This window comes from Lentzea sp. NPDC036955 (assembly GCF_055608005.1).
The window spans coordinates 1-18,204 of record NZ_JBVJRC010000003.1 but is presented as its reverse complement, the minus strand read 5'-3'; the positions used below and the strand labels follow the sequence as shown (position 1 = coordinate 18,204).

General features: G+C 70.4%; 10 protein-coding genes and 1 rRNA gene. 6 read left to right on the top strand and 5 right to left on the bottom strand.

Annotated features, from left to right (window positions below; translation table 11 throughout):
* The first annotated feature begins 14 nt into the window (after positions 1-14).
* On the top strand, positions 15-3,260 hold the full coding sequence (gene lysX / locus ACZ7CF_RS09180) for a bifunctional lysylphosphatidylglycerol synthetase/lysine--tRNA ligase LysX (RefSeq protein ID WP_470369350.1): 3,246 nt from the start codon (positions 15-17) through the stop codon (positions 3,258-3,260).
* A gap of 220 nt (positions 3,261-3,480) precedes the next feature.
* On the opposite strand, the gene ACZ7CF_RS09175 is transcribed toward lysX, so the two are convergent.
* The 3 genes from ACZ7CF_RS09175 to ACZ7CF_RS09165 all read right to left on the bottom strand — a co-directional run bounded on the left by ACZ7CF_RS09175 (position 3,481) and on the right by ACZ7CF_RS09165 (position 7,303).
* Complete coding sequence (locus tag ACZ7CF_RS09175) at positions 3,481-4,128, bottom strand: response regulator transcription factor (protein ID WP_360386570.1); 648 nt, start codon at positions 4,126-4,128, stop codon at positions 3,481-3,483.
* Between the two features lie 4 nt (positions 4,129-4,132).
* On the bottom strand, positions 4,133-5,317 hold the full coding sequence (locus ACZ7CF_RS09170) for a sensor histidine kinase (RefSeq protein ID WP_360386573.1): 1,185 nt from the start codon (positions 5,315-5,317) through the stop codon (positions 4,133-4,135).
* Positions 5,318-5,590: 273 nt separating this feature from the next.
* Positions 5,591-7,303 carry an NAD+ synthase gene (locus tag ACZ7CF_RS09165; RefSeq protein ID WP_470369349.1) on the bottom strand — a complete coding sequence of 571 codons (1,713 nt, stop codon included), beginning with the start codon at positions 7,301-7,303 and terminating at the stop codon, positions 5,591-5,593.
* A gap of 29 nt (positions 7,304-7,332) precedes the next feature.
* On the opposite strand from ACZ7CF_RS09165, the gene ACZ7CF_RS09160 reads away from it, so the two are divergent.
* Together ACZ7CF_RS09160 and ACZ7CF_RS09155 are read left to right on the top strand one after the other, a co-directional pair.
* The gene (locus tag ACZ7CF_RS09160) at positions 7,333-8,898 is read left to right on the top strand and encodes an alpha/beta hydrolase (RefSeq protein WP_470369348.1); all 1,566 of its coding nucleotides are present in this window, start codon (positions 7,333-7,335) and stop codon (positions 8,896-8,898) included.
* Positions 8,895-10,418, top strand: a complete 1,524-nt coding sequence (locus tag ACZ7CF_RS09155) for an alpha/beta fold hydrolase (RefSeq protein ID WP_360386581.1) — start codon at positions 8,895-8,897, stop codon at positions 10,416-10,418. The genes ACZ7CF_RS09160 and ACZ7CF_RS09155 overlap by 4 nt, the downstream gene beginning before the upstream one ends.
* On the opposite strand, the gene ACZ7CF_RS09150 is transcribed toward ACZ7CF_RS09155, so the two are convergent.
* Both ACZ7CF_RS09150 and ACZ7CF_RS09145 read right to left on the bottom strand, forming a co-directional pair.
* The gene (locus ACZ7CF_RS09150; protein ID WP_470369347.1) at positions 10,373-11,884 is read right to left on the bottom strand and encodes an MFS transporter; all 1,512 of its coding nucleotides are present in this window, start codon (positions 11,882-11,884) and stop codon (positions 10,373-10,375) included. The genes ACZ7CF_RS09155 and ACZ7CF_RS09150 overlap by 46 nt on opposite strands.
* A 1-nt stretch (position 11,885) precedes the next feature.
* The gene (locus ACZ7CF_RS09145; protein ID WP_470369346.1) at positions 11,886-12,437 is read right to left on the bottom strand and encodes an LppX_LprAFG lipoprotein; all 552 of its coding nucleotides are present in this window, start codon (positions 12,435-12,437) and stop codon (positions 11,886-11,888) included.
* A 125-nt stretch (positions 12,438-12,562) separates the two neighbouring features.
* Here ACZ7CF_RS09145 and glnA point away from each other — a divergent pair, with 125 nt between their 5' ends.
* The 3 genes from glnA to ACZ7CF_RS09130 all read left to right on the top strand — a co-directional run.
* Positions 12,563-13,906, top strand: coding sequence for a type I glutamate--ammonia ligase (gene glnA, locus ACZ7CF_RS09140; RefSeq protein ID WP_360386587.1), 1,344 nt, complete (start codon positions 12,563-12,565; stop codon positions 13,904-13,906).
* 19 nt (positions 13,907-13,925) lie between these two features.
* A complete protein-coding gene (locus tag ACZ7CF_RS09135) occupies positions 13,926-17,456 on the top strand; it encodes an FkbM family methyltransferase (RefSeq protein WP_470369345.1) in 3,531 nt (1,176 codons plus the stop codon).
* Between the two features lie 473 nt (positions 17,457-17,929).
* A 16S ribosomal RNA gene (locus ACZ7CF_RS09130) occupies positions 17,930-18,204 on the top strand; the annotation flags it as partial.

The window sequence follows — 18,204 nt, the reverse complement described above, 5'->3', positions numbered from 1 at the left end:
CCTCGGGAGATGATGTGGGACCGGCGTGGCAGTGGAAGGTCGCTGGCTGGATCGCGACGATCGTGCAGCTGGCCGGGGTGATGTCGCTGCTGCGGGTGGTCCTGCCGGAGGACAGCTGGTTCACCGACCTCGCCGACGGCGTCGGGTACTTCACGGGCCTGCCCATCGACGGCAACCTCTTCATCGCGCTCGTGTTCTTCGTGCTGGGCGCGGCGCTGCGCAGGCGCAAGCGGGCCGCCCTGTGGGCCCTGCTGCTGTTCCAGGCGCTGGGCCTGCTCGCGGTCGCGTTCACCATGGTCATCCTGGCCGTCGCACCTGAAGAAGTGCTGGACGGCGACGACGAGTCGAGCTACTGGGCGTTCCTCGGCGTCGGGCTCGCGACCTCGGTGCTGTTCGTGGCGGCGCTGTGGGCGGTGCGGGCGGCGTTCCCGGCCCGGCTGGCGCGCGGTGCGTGGCGGCAGGCGCTGGCGTCGTTCGTGCTGGGCATGATCGCCCTGGTGCTGGCCGGCTGGGGCCTCACCGAGCTGTTCCCCGGCAAGCTGGTGGAGCACGCCGACAAGCTCGCGTGGGCGGCGAACCAGGCCACCGGTGAGGTCGTCCGGCTGGGCCGGCTCGACATCCCCGAGGGACCGCAGTGGCTGAGCGTCGTGCTGGGACTGGGCGGCACGCTGGTCGCGAGCCGCGCCCTGTACGTGTTCTTCCGCGGCGTCCGCACCCAGAGCATGATCACGTCCGAGCAGGAGCTGGACGTGCGCCGCCTGCTCGCCTCCGACGGCGAACCCGACTCGCTCGGCTACTTCGCGACCCGGCGCGACAAGAGCGTCGTGTTCGCGGCCTCGGGGCGCGCCGCGCTGACCTACCGGGTGATCGGCGGCGTGACGCTGGCCAGCGCGGACCCGGTCGGTGACGAGGAGGCGTGGCCGGAGGCGGTGCTCGCGTGGCTCGCGGAGGCGCGCACCTACGGCTGGACCGCCGGTGTCCTGGGCGCCTCCGAACGCGGCGCGCAGGTCTACACCGACGCGGGCCTCAAGGCGCTGGAGATCGGTGACGAGGCGATCCTCGACGTACGCGAGTTCAACCTCGCCGGCCCGGAACGCCGCGGGCTGCGCCAGGCCGTGTCCCGCGTGGAACGCGCCGGGTACACCACGCGGGTGCGCCGGCACAGCGAGATCGCACCGGACGAGATGTCGTCCATCCTGGACCTGGCGCAGGCGTGGCGCGGAGCGGAGACCGAGCGCGGTTTCTCGATGGCGCTGGGGCGCCTGGGAGATCCGAGCGACGGCCGGTGCGTGATGGTCGAGGCCTACGACGCCTCGGGTGCGCTGCGCGGGCTGCTGTCGTTCGTGCCGTGGGGCCGCCGGGGCGTGTCGCTCGACCTGATGCGCCGCGACCGGGGAGCCGAGAACGGCCTGAACGAGTACATGGTCGCCCAGCTCGCCGCGGCCGCGGGACACCTCGGCGTGCAGCGGATCTCGTTGAACTTCGCGATGTTCCGCGCGGTGTTCGAGGAGGGCGAGAAGATCGGCGCCGGCCCGGTGCTGCGGGCGTGGCGGCGGGTGCTGTCGCTGGCGTCGCGGTTCTTCCAGCTGGAGTCGCTGTACCGGTCGAACGCCAAGTACCTGCCGGAGTGGGAGCCGCGGTTCCTCTGCTACCAGCGGTCCAGGGCGCTGCCGCGGGTCAGCATCGCCGCCGGCGTGGCCGAGGGGTTCGTGCCGTCGCTGCGGTCGCTGCGCAGGCGCGCGTTGCAGAAGACCGGCGTGAGCTCCGACTTCGCCGCCCGCGTCGCCGAGATCGACGCGCTGAAGGTCGAACCGAAGACCGTGCGCCGCCCCGAACAGGTCAGGGTCCGCATCGCGAAGGTCGAACGCCTGGTCGCCGCCGGCGTCGACCCGTACCCGGTCGGCTTCGCGCGGTCGGACCTCCTCGCGGGCGCACGGGAGCGGTTCGGCGAGGAGGTCTCCGTCACCGGCCGCGTGGTCGCACTGCGGGAGATGGGCGGCCTGTGCTTCGCACGGCTGCGCGACTTCAGCGGCGAGATCCAGCTGATGCTGGAGACCGAGTCGCTCGGCGACGCCCTGCGGTCGTGGAAGTCGGACGTCGACCTGGGCGACCACGTCGGCGTGACCGGCACCGTGATGAAGACCGACAAGGGCGAGATCTCCGTGCGCGCCATCTCGTGGACGCTGACCGCGAAGTGCCTGCACCCGTTGCCGGACAAGCGCAAGGGCCTCGCCGACCCGGAGGCGCGGGTGCGGCAGCGCTACCTCGACCTGGTGGTGAACCCCGACTCGGCGGCCCTGCTGAAGCTGCGCAGCGACGTGATCCGCAGCGTGCGGGAGTTCCTGCACGCGCGCTCGTACCTGGAGGTCGAGACGCCGATGCTGCAGGCGGTGCACGGCGGAGCGAACGCCCGGCCGTTCGTCACCCACATCAACGCCTACGACATGCGGATGTACCTGCGGATCGCCCCCGAGCTGTACCTGAAGCGGCTGTGCGTGGCGGGCGTGGACCGGGTGTTCGAGCTGAACCGCAACTTCCGCAACGAAGGTGCCGACGCCACGCACAACCCCGAGTTCACGATGCTGGAGGCCTACCAGGCCTATGCGGACTACCGCGTGATGCTGGACCTCGTGCGCGCGTTGATCCAGCACGCGGCACGGGAGGCGTTCGGCGCGGAGATCGCCTCACGGCCCGACGGCGACTTCGACCTCTCGGGGGAGTGGCCGGTCATCCCGGTCTACACGGCGGTCTCGTCGGCGCTGGGCACTTCGGTGACGCCCTCGACACCGGTCCCGGAGCTCCGCTCGCTGCTCGCCGCACGCGGCGTCGAGGTCAACGAGGACTGGGACCACGGCCAGCTCGTGCAGGAGGCGTACGACTCGTTCGTCGAGGCGACCACCGTCGGACCGACGTTCTACATCGACTTCCCGACCTCGGTGTCCCCGCTGACCCGCCGCCACCGCGACGACCCCCGCCTGGCCGAACGGTGGGACCTCGTCGCGTTCGGCGCGGAGATCGGCACCGCCTACTCGGAGCTCACCGACCCGCTCGAACAGCGGCGCCGGCTGGAGGCGCAGTCGCTGAAGGCCGCGTCCGGCGACGTCGAGGCGATGGAGCTGGACGAGGACTTCCTGCGGGCGCTGGAGCACGGCATGCCACCCACGGGCGGGCTCGGGATGGGCGTGGACCGGTTGCTGATGATGCTGACCGGGACGTCGATCCGGCAGACCGTGCTGTTCCCGTTCGTCCGCCCTCAGTGAGTGCCGCGCAGCTACGCGAAGGCGGTGATGGCAGCGTGGAAGCGCGGCCTGCCTGTCGCGCCTGACGACGAAGTCGCACCAGAACGGCGGACAAGCCGCTGGTCCTGGACACCATGTGCGGGACAGCAACATGAGGTTGCCCTGCACAGGCGCGGGGTTCAGCGCATGCGCGAGGAGCTACGACCTGCTGTGAGCGATCGTCCTCAGTGAGCGATCGTCCTCAGTGATCCAGGTACGCCAGCACGGCCTGCACGCGTCGGTCACCCGCACCGTCCTCGGTGTTGAGGCCGAGCTTGAGGAAGATGTTGCCGATGTGCTTGTGCACGGCCCCCGGGCTGACGACGAGCCGTTCGCCGATGGCCGCGTTCGACAACCCCTCCGCCATCAGGCCGAGGACCTCGCGTTCGCGCGGTGACAGCCCGCTGAGCGCGTCGTCGGACTTGCGGCGCACCAGCAGCTGCGACACGACCTCGGGGTCCAGCGCCGTGCCGCCGTTCGCGACGCGGTGCAGCGACTCGAGGAAGTCCGCGACCCGGCCCACGCGTTCCTTGAGCAGGTAGCCGACGCCGCCGGAGGTGCCGGCCAGCAGTTCGTGGGCGTAGCTCTGCTCCACCCACGCGCTGAGGACCAGCACGGCGAGCTTCGGGTGCCGTGCGCGCGCCTCGACCGCGGCCCTGAGTCCCTCGTCGGTGAACGTCGGCGGCATGCGCACGTCGACCACGGCGATGTCCGGCTCGTGCTCGGCGACGGCGACCAGGAAGTCGTCCGGGTTGTCCGTCGCCGCGGCCACGTCGAGGCCCTCGTTGCGCAGCAGCAACGTCAACCCCTCGCGGAGCAACGCGTCGTCTTCGGCGATCACGATGCGCATGTGGTCACTTCCCGGTCGGCAACTCGACGGTGAGAACCGTAGGGCCTCCCTCGGGACTGCTCATCGTCGCGGTCCCGTCCAGCGCCTCGACCCGCCCGCGGATGCCGTCCAGGCCGGTGCCCTTCTTCTCGTCAGCACCTCCCTTGCCGTCGTCGTGCACCACGACCGTGAGCCGCTCGCCGTTCATCCCGAGGCTGACCCACGCGTGGTTCGCGCCGCTGTGCTTGGCCACGTTGGTCAGCGCCTCGGCCACCGCGAAGTACGCCGCCGCCTCGACCGCCGCCGGCAACCGCCCGAGGTGGTCGGCCTGCAACAGGCACGGCACCGGGCACCGCGCCGCGAGCGCCTGGATGGCCCCGTCGAGCCCCAGGTCCTCCAGCACCGGCGGGTGGATGCTGCGCACGACGTTGCGCAGCTCCTCCAGGGCGTCGCCGGCCGCGTCCTGGGCCCGCAGCAACGCCTGCAGCGCGTTCTGCGGGTTCTGGTGCAGCGTCCGCTCCGCGATCCCCAGCATCATCACCACGCCGACCAGCTTGTTCTGCGTGCCGTCGTGCAGGTTCCGCTCGATCCGCCGCAGCTCGGCCCCGTGCGCCTGCAACGCCGCGGCCCGCGTCGCGACCACCTCAGCCAGCCGCTTCTCCAACGTCGCCCGCGGCGGCGCCAGCAACACCCGCGCCCACCGCGCGTCCACCTCGGCGAGCCGCGGCAACTGCGTCAGCGCCAGCGCGAGCACGAGCCCGATCGGGATGCTCAGCAGCGCCTTGCCCCACGAGTCGATCCGCATGCCGAACGAGTTCTCCATCGGCACCACCGACCACAGCGCCACCGCGAGCGGCTGCTGCACCAACGACCCGGGAACCCCGATCGCCAGGGACCCGAACAACGTGCCGAACATCGCGTGCAGCACCAGCCACAACCCGTCCCGCCGGCTCGCCGGGTCCGCCAGCACCCGCTGCGCCCGGTGCAGCCACGGCCCGTCGAGCGGTTCCGACGCGGGCACCTCAACCCCGGTGAACCGGGCCAGCCGCCGCCGGTCGAAGTCCACGATCCGGCGGATGTACGGCGCGGTCACCGGCAACAACGGCAGCACCACCACCGACAGCAGCAGCACGCCGATCGCGAGCCACGCGGCGATCGCCGTCAGCAACCCGGTCGCCAGGTAGACCACCGCTGCCCAGATCCGTTTCATGTGGCCAAACGTAGCCACCCGGACCCGTCGGTCGCGGTAGAGCAGGCTCCACTCCCCGGTTTCCACCCTCCTGCCCGGGTTCTCGGCCGCACCGTTCGCCACCCCCGCGCCCCTTCCTCCTTCGGCGGGGGTCGGAGGAGGGAGATCCGGACATGAGACAGACGCGGTCAGGCGTGGATCAGGACAAGGATCACTCGGGTGGGTGACGAAGTGGACTGTCCGTCGAGGTCAGGAGGGCGAGCACAGCCTGGCCAACCCTGCCCAACCCGGCCCTCAGCCCTCCCGCCACCCGTTCGTGATCGGCAACCGCCGATCCCGCCCGAATGCCTTGTTCGAGATCTTCGTGCCCGGCGGGTACTGCCGCCGCTTGTACTCCGCCCGGTCCACCATCCGCAGCACCCGGTCGACCAGCTCCGGCTCGAACCCGGCGGCCAGCAGGTCGTCGTACCCGCGGTCGCCCTCGACGTAGTCGTCCAGCAGGTCGTCCAGCACCGCGTAGTCCGGCAGCGAGTCCGAGTCGACCTGACCCGGCCGCAGCTCGGCCGAGGGCGGCTTGGAGATCGAGTTCTCCGGGATGGGCGGGGTCTCGCCGCGCTTCTCGGCTTCGGCGTTGCGCCACCGCGCCAGGTCCCAGACCAGGGTCTTCAGCACGTCCTTGATCGGCGCGTAACCACCGACCGCGTCGCCGTAGATCGTCGAGTAGCCGACCGCGAGCTCGGACTTGTTGCCGGTCGCCAGCACCAGGTGCCCGTGCTGGTTCGACAACGCCATCAGCAGCATGCCGCGGCAACGCGCCTGGATGTTCTCCTCGGCGAGACCCGTCAGCCCCAGCTGCGACACGTACACGGACACCATCTCGCCAATGGGTTCCGTGGTGAAGTGCAGGCCCGTGCGCGCCGCCATCTCCGAAGCGTCCGAACGGGAGTGTTCCGACGAGTACGACGACGGCATCGAGACGCCGTACACGGAGTCGGCGCCGAGGGCGTCCACGGCCAGTGCGGCCACCACGGCAGAGTCGATGCCACCGGACAGACCGAGCACAACGGAGCGGAAGCCGTTCTTGTGCACGTAGTCGCGCAGGCCGGTCACGAGCGCGTGCCACACCTCGGCCTCATCGGACAGTGGCTCGAACACGCGCGGTGCGGGCAGCGGTTCGTAAGGAGCGACGGCGTCCGAGATGAACACCCGGCGCACGTAGAAGTCACCGATCTGACCCTGCTCGTAGGACGCCGAAGAAGGCACGTCGAAGTCCACGAGCATCAGGTGCTCGACGAACTGCGGTGCCCGTCCGATCAGCTGGCCGTCCGCGCCGACGACCATCGAGTCGCCGTCGAACACCAGCTCGTCCTGGCCGCCGACGAGGTTGCAGTACGCGAGCGGTGCGCCCGCCTCGGCCGCGCGGCGGACCACCAGGGGCAGCCGGGCGTCGTCCTTCTTGCGCTCGTACGGGGAGGCGTTGGGGGAGACGACCAGGTCCACGCCGGCGTCGCCCAGCGCGGTGATCGGGCCGCCGTCCTGCCACAGGTCTTCGCAGATCACCATGCCGACCTCGACGCCGTTGACGCGCACGATGTCGAGCGACGAGCCGGGCTTGAAGTAGCGGCGCTCGTCGAACACGCCGTAGTTGGGCAGGTGGTGCTTCGACTGCCGCGCCACGACCCGGCCCTCGTGCAGCACCCCCACCGCGTTGCGCGGGCCGACGGAGTCGTGTTCCAGGTAGCCGACGACCGCGGTCACGGAGCCGAGCCCGGCGTCGTCCAGTGACACCGCCAGCGCCTCCAGCGCCTCGGCGGACGCCCGTGCGAACGAGGTGCGGATCGCCAGGTCCTCGACCGGGTAGCCGGTCAGGACCATCTCGGGGAACACCACCAGGTGGGCGCCGCCCTCGCGGGCCTTGCGCGTCCACTCCACGACCAGCGCGGCATTGCCGGAAAGGTCGCCCACAGTGGCGTTGACCTGGGCGAGCGCGATGCGAAGCTGCGGCATGCCCTCATCATCTCCCATACCATCGGACTGTGGTCCGTCTCTTGAGCGTGTTGCTCGTCATTCCCCTTCTGGCCTCCTGCACCTCGATCCTCGAAGGGACCGCCAAGCCCGGCGTGACCTTCGAGAAGCCCGGTCCGGCCGGCACCGTCCCGCCGGGACTGGAGAAGTACTACGGCCAGCAGCTCGCCTGGCAGGACTGCGCGCCGTTCGCCACGACCGGCACCAGCCGGCAGGCCTACGGCTCCAAGCGCGACGTCGAGTGCACCCGGCTGCAGGTGCCGCTCGACTACGCCAAGCCCGAGGGCGACACGATCACCATCGGCGTCCTGCGCTACCGGGCCACCGGGCAGAAGATCGGGTCGCTGCTGACCAACCCCGGCGGGCCGGGCGCGTCCGGCATGGCGTCGGCCGCGGGCATGGTGGGTGACTACCGCAAGACCGAGCTCGCGAAACGGTTCGACCTGATCGGGTTCGACCCGCGGGGCATCGGGGCGAGCGAGCCGGCGGTCCGCTGCCTGTCCAACGCCGAGCGCGACGCGGAGCGGCTTGACCTCGACACGGACACTTCTGCGGCCGGAATCGCCCAAACGGAGCAGGAGAACAGGACGTATGCCGAGAAGTGTGCGGCCGGGACGAAATTCGGGGCGGCAATGCTCGCCAACATGGGCACGCGGGACGTAGTTAAGGACATGGATGTCCTTCGCTCTGCGCTCGGCGACGCGAAGCTGAGCTACGTCGGCTACTCGTACGGCACCCGCATCGGTACCGAGTACGCCGAGACCTTCCCCCAGAACGTGCGCGCCCTCGTCCTCGACGGTGCCGTCGACCCGACCCAGGACCAGCTCCAGTCGCTGGTCGCGCAGGGTGCCGGCTTCCAGAAGGCGTTCGACGAGTTCGTCAAGTGGTGCCGGGCGGAGGACAACTGTCCCCTGGCCGGGGACGCCAACACGAGCTTTCGCCAGCTCACGACCCCGTTGATCCAGAAACCGGTCGACGTGGGCAGCCGCAAGCTGTCCTACAACGACGCCGTCACCGCGACCATCCAGGCGTTGTACTCCGAGCAGCTGTGGCCGCTGCTGCTGCAGGGGCTCAACGAGCTGAAGAACGGCAAGGGCACGATGCTGCTGCGCCTCGCCGACGCGTACTTCGACCGCGACGACCAGGGCAGCTACTCGACCATCACGGACGCGTTCAGCGCCGTTCACTGCGTCGACGACCAGCGCCTGACCGACAAGAACGCCCTGCTGGAGACCGCCAGGCAGTACAAGGCCGCGGCGCCGTTCCTCGACGACGGCAACCCGCCGGGCGCGGCGCTCGACTCGTGCGCGTTCTGGCCGGCCCCGGTGACCGCGCGCACCGGCCCGCCCACGGCCGACGGCATCCCGCCGCTGCTGGTCATCTCCACGACCGGTGACCCCGCCACGCCCTACGAGGCCGGCGTGAACCTGGCCAAGGCGCTCAACTCGCGGCTGCTCACCTACGAAGGCGTCCAGCACACCGTGTTCCTGCAGGGCCAGTCGTGCGTCGACGCGGCCGGCGTGAAGTACCTGGTCGACCTGACCCTGCCCGCCGACGGAACCCGGTGCGCCTCATGACGAAACGGCGGTCCCGCATCACCGCGGCCGTGTTCGCCCTGATAGTCGTGTTGGGCACCTCCACGTCCTACGCGCGCATCGACGGCAGTCCCGTCGCTGCGCGCAAGGGCGTCGAGCGCTTCTACGCGCAGGCGTTGTCGTGGGCCGCGTGCCAGCCGTACGCGACCGATGCGAAGAGCAAGGGCCTGTTCGAGCGCGAAGGCATCCAGTGCGCACGGCTGCAGGTCCCCCTCGACTACGAGAAGCCGGACATCGGGACCATCACCATCGGGCTCTTACGCCGGCCCGCCGCCGAACAGCAGCGGCGGGTCGGGTCGCTCGTGGTGAACCCGGGCGGTCCGGGTGGTTCGGGCATGACGCACGTCGCGAACATGCAGCCGGACAACCCGGTCGGCAAGCGGTTCGACGTGGTCGGCTTCGACCCGCGCGGGGTCGGGGCGAGCCAGCCCCGCGTCCAGTGCCTCACCGACGCGGAACGGGACGCGCAACGCCTGCGCCCCAAGGGCGAGAACGCGAGCCAGACGGAGTCGGAGAACAAGTTCTTCGTCGACCGGTGCACCCAGCGCAGCGGCATCGACCTGCTGCGCAACGTCGGCACCCGTGACGTCGCACGGGACCTGGACGTGCTGCGGGCCGCGCTGGGCGAGAAGAAGCTGACCTACCTCGGTTACTCCTACGGCACGCGCATCGGCACGTTGTACGCCGAGATGTACCCGCGCAACGTGCGCGCGATGGTGCTCGACGGCGCCGTGGAGGTCAGCCCCGACCGGGTGGCCGCGTCGGCACGGCAGGCGCAGGGCTTCGAGGAGTCGTTCCAGCGCTTCGCCGGCTGGTGCGCGCAACGCGACTGTCCCCTGGGGAGGGACACGAACACCGCGGAGTCGAAGTTCCGCCAGCTGATCGAGCCGCTCAAGAAGACCCCGCTGCCGGTCGGCGACCGCAGGCTGTCCCACTCGGACGCGAACACCGCCATCATCCAGGCGATGTACAGCGACCGGCTGTGGGAGACCGCGCTCAAGGGCCTGCAGGAGCTGCGCACCAACCGCGGCACCACGTTGCTGCAGCTCGCCGACCAGTACCTCGGCCGCGCCGCGGACGGCACCTACAGCCGCATCCAGGACGCGTTCGTGGCCATCCGCTGCGTCGACGAACCGCCCATCAAGGACCGCGCCACCCTGGAGTCCAACCGCCGGAAGCTGCTGGAACTGCTCGGCAACGACACGGTCCCCACCGACGAGACGGCGCTCGGCCCGTGCGCGTTCTGGCCGGCCCCGCACACCTCGGAACCGCATCCGCCGAACGTCACCGGGCTGCCGCAGGTGCTGGTCATCTCCACGACCGGTGACCCGGCCACGCCGTACCGGTCCGGTGTGGACCTCGCGGCCGCACTGGGCGCGCGGCTGCTGACCTACAACGGCAACCAGCACACGGCGTTCCTGGCCGGTATCGGCTGCGTGGACGGGGTGGCGACGAACTACCTGGCGGAGCTGCGGTTGCCCGAGACCGACCCGGTCTGCTGACGGGCGGGCAGGAACACCGATCCCAGCGCTCCGAGCGCGCAGACCACCGACGTGATCAGGAAGATCTCGTGGTACTCGGTGAGCAGCGCCTCGGTGAGCGCGCGCTGGTACTCGGCGAACCGCCGCTGGAACTCGGCGGGCTCGACCCCGAACGGCAGCGGGGTATCCAGGTCTGCCGTGAGCTCGCGGAAGCGGTGCAGTCCCCACGCGGACAGCGCCGCCACGCCGACGAGCATGCCCGTCATGCGCGCGACGACGACGAACGCCGACGCCACCCCGTGCCGCACCGGTGGCACGACCCGCAGCACCGCACCGGACAGCGGCGCGATCACCAGGCCCAGCCCGAACCCGGCGACCGCGAGGTCCCGCGTCAGCACCAGCCCGCTCACCTCCGCGGGCCACTGCGCGATGAACACGTACGACACCGATGCGATCGCCAGACCGGCGAACGACACCCAGCGGTCACCGACGCGTCCGGCCAGCAGTCCACCCAGGACCGCACCGACCGGCAACGCGACGAGGAACCGCGTCAGCAGGGTCGCCGCGGCGGCGGAGTCACGCCGCAGCACCGTCTGCGCGAACAGCTCCACGTCGACCAGCGTCACCATCAACGCCGCACCGGCCGCCAGCGATACCCCGAGCACCGCCCAGAACGGCCGCCACTGCACCCCCTCGGGATCGATGAGCCGCACGGCAGCACGGCGTTCCCACACGAAGAAGCCCGCCAACACCACCACTGCCGCACCGAGCACCGGCCAGCCCCACGCGGGCAGCACGGACTCGGCGGGTGCCGGGTTGTAGAGGGCCACGACGAGCAGCGACAACGCCACCGCGAGCAGCACACCGCCCACGACGTCGATCCGAACCGGACGCCGTGTGTCCGGCACGGACCGTTGCACGACCACCATCGCGATGACCGCCAACGGCACGTTCACCCAGAACACCCACCGCCAGCTCTGCGGCTCCCACGCCTCGAACAACGGCATCGCGTTGAACAGCGTGGCCACGCCGATGCCGTAGAGGGTGCCGAGCACCGACCCCAGCTCCTGCGCCGCACCCACGGTCCCGAGCGCGGTCGACCGCTTCCCGGCCTCCCACAGGTCCGCGACCAGCGCCATCGTCACCGGCAGCAGCGCACCACCGGCCAGTCCCTGCACCACGCGGCCCGCCACCAGCACCGGCACGTCCGCGGCCAGTGCCGTCACCACGGACCCCACCAGGAACCCGAGCAGCGACACCTGCAGCACGAACCGCCGCCCCAGCCGGTCCGACAGCTGCCCGAGCAACGGCATGCCCGCCACGTACCCGAGCAGGTACCCGGTGACGATCGGCGTGGCCTGCTCCAGCTGGTTCACCGCGATGCCCAGGTCGCGCACGATGTCCGTGAGCACGCCGACGACGACGTACGCGTCGAGCGCACCGAGGAGCACGGCCGCGCCGGACGCGGCAAGGGCTGCTGTGCGCACGTTACGCGGGCGCCGTCACCGTGACGGGCTTGTCGAAGTCCGTCAGGCCGACGTCGACCTTCTGCCCGCCGGGCAGCTCGAACAGCGCGTTCTTCAGCTTCGAGTCCTGGTCGACGGAGAACGTCGCCTTCACGTCCGACGAGATCCCCGGCACCAGGCCCGCGGCCACGTCCTTCGGCACGGTCGCCTCGACCACCGACACGTCACCGGCCGACTTGGTCTTCGGGTCCTTCGCCGCCGACAGGACCTTCGCCACGCCCTTGTCCGGGTTCAGGATCGCCGACGGGTCGTACACCTGGCCCGCGAACGCCGCGGGCAGCTTCGTGTACCCACCGGTCGGGCCCTTGAAGTGCAGGTTGCCGCCCGTGAGCACGTACTCGACCGACAACAGCTGACCGGCGAAGTTCACCTTCGCGTTGCCCTTCGAGTCACCGGCCGCGGTGAGGTCGCCGTCGGCGTCCTTCACCGGCACGTCCGGGAGCTCCCCGTCCACCTTGATGGAGAAGTGGACGCTCGACACCGAGCGCATCGACTCCGCCGACTTCGAGAGCAAAGTCGCACCATCGGGGAGATCCCCGCCTGAGGTGCAGCTCGTGAGCAGGGCGAGTAAGCAAACCGACAACCAACGGGCGGACATGCGTTGATCGTAGAGTCCCCCCAGGCCTTAGGCTGCGCGTTATGGACCGCCAGCAGGAGTTCGTGCTCCGCACGCTCGAGGAACGCGACATCCGGTTCGTCCGGCTCTGGTTCACCGACGTCCTCGGCTTCTTGAAGTCCGTGGCGGTCGCACCCGCCGAGCTCGAGGGCGCCTTCAGCGAGGGCATCGGCTTCGACGGCTCCGCGATCGAGGGCTTCGCCCGCGTCTACGAGTCGGACATGGTCGCGAAGCCGGACCCCGCCACGTTCCAGGTGCTGCCCTGGCAGACGCCGGAGGGCAACAACTACTCCGCGCGCATGTTCTGCGACATCACCATGCCGGACGGCTCCCCGTCGTGGGCCGACCCGCGGCACGTGCTGCGCAGGACCCTGTCCAGGGCCAGCGAGGCCGGCTTCACCTGCTACGTGCACCCCGAGATCGAGTTCTTCCTGCTCAAGGGCCTTCCCGGCGACGGGAGCGAACCCGAGCCCGCCGACAACGGCGGCTTCTTCGACCAGACCTCGCACGAGACCGCCACGCACTTCCGCCGCCACGCCATCGAGGCGCTGGAGGCCATGGGCATCTCCGTCGAGTTCAGCCACCACGAGGGCGCACCCGGCCAGCAGGAGATCGACCTGCGCTACGCCGACGCACTGACCATGGCCGACAACGTCATGACGTTCCGGTACGTGGTGAAGGAGGTCGCGATCACGCAGGCCGTGCGCGCCTCGTTCATGCCCAAGCCGTTCTCGGACCAGCCCGGCTCCGGCATGCACACGCACTTCTCGCTCTTCGAGGGCGACCGCAACGCGTTCTACGACGAAGAGGACCCGTACCAGCTCTCCGAGATCGGCAAGCAGTTCGTCGCGGGCATCCTCAAGCACGCGCGCGAGATCTCCGGCGTCACGAACCAGTGGGTCAACTCCTACAAGCGCCTGATCGTCGGCGGCGAGGCACCCACGGCGGTCTGCTGGGGTCACGCCAACCGGTCCGCGCTGGTCCGCGTGCCGATGTACTCGCCGGGCAAGTCGTCGTCGCGCCGCGTCGAGGTCCGCACGCTGGACTCCGCCTGCAACCCGTACCTGGCGTACTCGGTGATCCTGGCCGCCGGCCTCAAGGGCATCGAGAAGGGCTACGAGCTGCCGCCGCCCGCCGAGGACGACGTGTGGTCGCTCACCGACCGCGAACGCCGTGCCGCGGGCTACGCGAACCTGCCGCAGAACCTCGGCGAGGCGCTCACCGAGATGGAGAACTCGGAACTGCTCCCCGAAGCGCTCGGCGAGCACGTCTACGACTTCTTCCTGCGCAACAAGAGGACGGAGTGGGACGCGTACCGTCGTAGCGTCACCCCGTACGAGTTGCGCACTCTTCTTCCCGTGCTGTGAGGCCGATACGTTGCTCTCCGTGACAGAGGTACCCGAGTTCCAGCCGACGATCTGCGCGTGCACGGTCGCCACGGCGGCGGAGCTGCCCGCGGTGAAGGTGCTGTCCAGCTCCTTCCTCGCGGAACACCCCGAGGGCCGGTTCGTCGCGCTGATCGTCGACGCCCAGCCCGAGCACGCAGGCCCCGGCCTCATCACACCGCTCGAGATCGGCGTCTCCGAGGTCGAGCTGCACGTGCTGGCCACCGCGCGCGACGCCGCCGAGCTGAAGGCCGCCATGCTGCCCCGGCTGCTGGAGGCGCTGCTGACGCAGGGCATGCCGGTGCTCTACCTCGACCCGTGGGTGCAGGTCTTCGGGTCGGTCACGAAGCTCGTGCTGGAGGCGCTGCGCACCGCACCGGTCGTGCTGCTGCCGCGCACCCTGCGACCACTGCCCGACGACGGCCTGCAACCGGGGCCGTGGGAGCTGCACGAGTCGGGCGCCTTCGACCCCGGCTTCATCGCGGTCGGCCCCGGCTCCGAGCCCTACCTCGGCTCGCTGGACATGCCCGCGATCGTGCCGCACCACGTCGTGCGCGACGCACGGGTCGGACTGTCCGTGTGGAACGTCGCCGACCGGCCGTTGCACCGCTCCGAGGCCGGCACCGTCCAGGTCCTCGGCGAGGACCTGCTCACCGTGCACTTCGCGGGCTTCGACCCCCTGCGGCCGTGGATGCTGTCCGCGGAGTTCGTCGAACGGCCGCGCGTGCTGCTGTCCGAACACCCCCTGGTCGCCGACCTGTGCACCGCCTACCGCGCCGAGCTGGTGCGCTGCGGGTGGACCACCGCCCCCGTGCCCTACCGGTTCGGGGCCCTCATCGACGGCACGGTCATCCCGTCCGAGCTGCGCGCCGACTACCGGGCCACCGCACCGACGCCGCTGCCCGCGTTCGGCGAGGACGGCGGCGGCGGGTTCCTCATCTGGGCGTGCGAGCGGACCGAGCAGGGCGGCACCCGCTGGGCGGACGCCGTCTGGCGCGCGGACCCCGCGCTGCAACAGCAGTTCCCCGCACCCTTCGGCGCCGACTTCGAGGACTGGCGCGAGTGGTGCGCCGGTGCCGGCGTCGCCTCCGGGCGGCTGCCCGTGCCCGCCGTGCCCCAACCGCGGTCAGAAGGCCCGGCGCTGCTGGACCAGCTCGGCGTCTCGATCGTCGGCAACGGCCCGGTGACCGAACGCGTGCTGGCCGCCGCACGGGCGTCCGGGCTGCCCGTGTCCGACTCCGCCGCCTACCCGGTCGTCGTGCGCACCTCCGACGACGTCGAGGTCCCCGACGGGCGGTTCGTCGTCGACATCGCCCTGGACGCCTCCGCGGCCGACGACCGCGTCGGCGTGAACGAGCTGTGGGTGTCGTCCGAGTCGTCACGCGCCGCCGCGGAACGCATCGGCGGCCCGATCGTCCGCGTGGTCCCGGTACCCGTGCACGACGTGGGCGCACGTGACCACGAGGCCGGCTCGGTGGTGGTGTTCGCGGCCATCGCGGACCACGCGCTCGACCGGCCCGGCAACGTCCTCGGCGCCGTGTCGGCGTTCCTCAGCGCGTTCCCCGACCGCACCGACGTGACGCTGCAGGTCGCGGTCTCCGGTGCGTACGACCACCCCGAGGCCGCCGAGCGGCTGCGCCTCGCCACCGCCTCCGACCAGCGGATCGCCCTGGTCGAGGACTTCGACGTGTGCCAGACCGCCGACGTCGTGGTGTCGCTGCACCGCGGCGGCGCCGACGACCGGATCGCACTGCGCCTGGCCGAGCTCGCCGTCCGCGGCATCCCCGTGCTCGCCTCCGACCACGGCGGGGTGGCCGAGCTGTTCGGCAAGACCGCCGTGCTCGTGCCGTGCCACCAGGGCGCGGAACCCGACGTCCAGGCCGCCGCGAAGCTGATGCGGTCACTGGCCGACGACCTCGGCACGGCCGCCGCCCTCGGCCAGGCCGCACGCGACCACGTCCTGTCCGTGCGGTCCGTCGCACGCGTCGGCGAACTGCTGCGCGAACGCGTCGAGCACTCCTACCGCGGCTGGCGGGCCCGCCGGCCCAAGCCGCGCCCCGAGGTCGACCCGCTGCTCGCACTCCAGTCGGCCAAGCACGCGTTGCTGCGCCAGCCCGACGTGGGATCCGCACACCGAACGCCCATGGCTCCCGCGCTGCGCAAGGTCATGCTGCGCGCGCTGGACCACTACGACAACCACATGCGCGAGGTGCTCCACACCCTCGTCGACGGCGTCGAACGCACCGTGTCCGAGCTGGTCAACCGGCAGGACGCGCTGCGCACCGGCGTCGGCGCGGGCGAGCTGGAGCTGCTGCGCGCCGAGGTCGAACAGGTCGCCGCCCGCCAGACCCACTTCACCGACCAGCTCGTCGGCGTCGACGACGGCGTGGTCCGCGTCCGCGCCGACATGGCCGGCCAAGGCCGCCGGCTGCGCGAGATCGAGGACGCCGTCGTCGCCGAGGCGGCCAAGCGCGCGAAGACGACCGACGTGCTCGCCGACCGGATCGACAAGCTCACCGTCGCACTCGACCGCACGCTCGACCGGATCGACACCCTCGAATCGCGCGTCGTCGAGGTGTTCCGCGAACGCGACACCCGCCTCGACGCCGCCGTCCGCGCCGCCCACCAGGCCCAGCAGACCGCCGACGCGCTCCGCCGGGTCGTGGTGCGCCAGCACGAGACCTCCTCCGACGTGCCCGGGGTGCGCAGCTCGCTGGTGCTGTGCGACGCGGGCATGCTGCGGCTGCCCTCCGACGACGCGTTCATGCTGCCGCTGCTGTCGTCCAACGGCGTGTGGGAACCGGACCTCGCCGAGGTGCTCGACTCGCACGTCGAACCGGACGGGATCTTCCTCGACGTCGGCGCGTACGTCGGCTACCACTCCATCAGGGTGCTGTCCCGCCTCGGCCTGATGGGCGCGGTCGTCGCCGTCGAACCCGACAGGGGCGCCGCGGCCCTGCTGCGGCACAACGTCTCCGCGAACCTGCCCGCCGCCGTCGCCGACCGGATGACCGTCATCGAAGGCGCCGCGTGGGAGAGCACGGGCGAGCTCGCCGCCGCGCCGACGCTGACCGGCGGGGTGTCGGTGGCACCGCTGCCGGCCGACGCGGGCGACGACGTCCCGCGGGTCCGCGCGGTCCGGCTCGACAAGGAGCTCGAGGAGATCGCCCTCGCACAGGGCATGAAGCTCTCGGTCGTCCGGGTCGACACGCCCGGTCGTGGTCACCGCGCACTGGCCGGCCTGGTCCGGTTGCTGCGCAGGGACCGCCCGCAGGTGTTCCTCGAGTTCTCCGCCACCGCGACCGCCGACTTCGGTGACGATCCGGTGACGGTCCTCAAGGAGTTCGGCATCTGGGGGTACGAGCTGGTGCCGCTGGCCACCCGCCAGGCCGCCTCTCCCGAGCAGATCGTGCGGGCGATGGAGGGTCTGCGGTCGGTGACGCTGTGGCTGCGACCGCGTCCGATCGGCGCCAAGCCGGCCGCTCCACCGCCGTCCGTGCCCATCAAGCAGCCCGCTGACCAGGCGATTTGACACCGGTGCCCCCGGTGAGTAACTTTCTCCGGGTCGCAAGCGAGACCCCCGGAACGAGCGGTTGACACCGCGGATCGGGCCGGGTAAAGTTTCACGGCGTCAAACCCCCAGAAGTAAATGAACGGCCTACCGTGCTGTCCGGGATCTGAAAATGACCCCGATTTGACACCGGAAAAGCCAGTCGGATAACTTCTGAACCAAGCAAATTGAATGCGAAGCGAGTTTGCGCCGCACCGAAGAAGCCGAAACGGCCGATTTGACAAAGCGAAAACGAACTGGCTAAGCTTCAAACACAAGCCCCGAGAGAAACTCTCCGGAAACGGAGATGGACCCGGTGAGCGCGTGTTCTTTGAGAACTCAACAGCGTGCCGATAACACAGCCAGTAATATGAATACTCCTCGTCAGGAGTATTCCTTTGAGTAGCTAGACCAGATTGCCAGACATATTCCGTCTGGAGCGATCAACACAATCCTTATTGGAGAGTTTGATCCTGGCTCAGGACGAACGCTGGCGGCGTGCTTAACACATGCAAGTCGAGCGGTAAGGCCCTTCGGGGTACACGAGCGGCGAACGGGTGAGTAACACGTGGGTAACCTGCCCTGTACTCTGGGATAAGCCTTGGAAACGAGGTCTAATACCGGATACGACCTGGAATCGCATGATTCTTGGTGGAAAGTTCCGGCGGTATGGGATGGACCCGCGGCCTATCAGCTTGTTGGTGGGGTAATGGCCTACCAAGGCGACGAC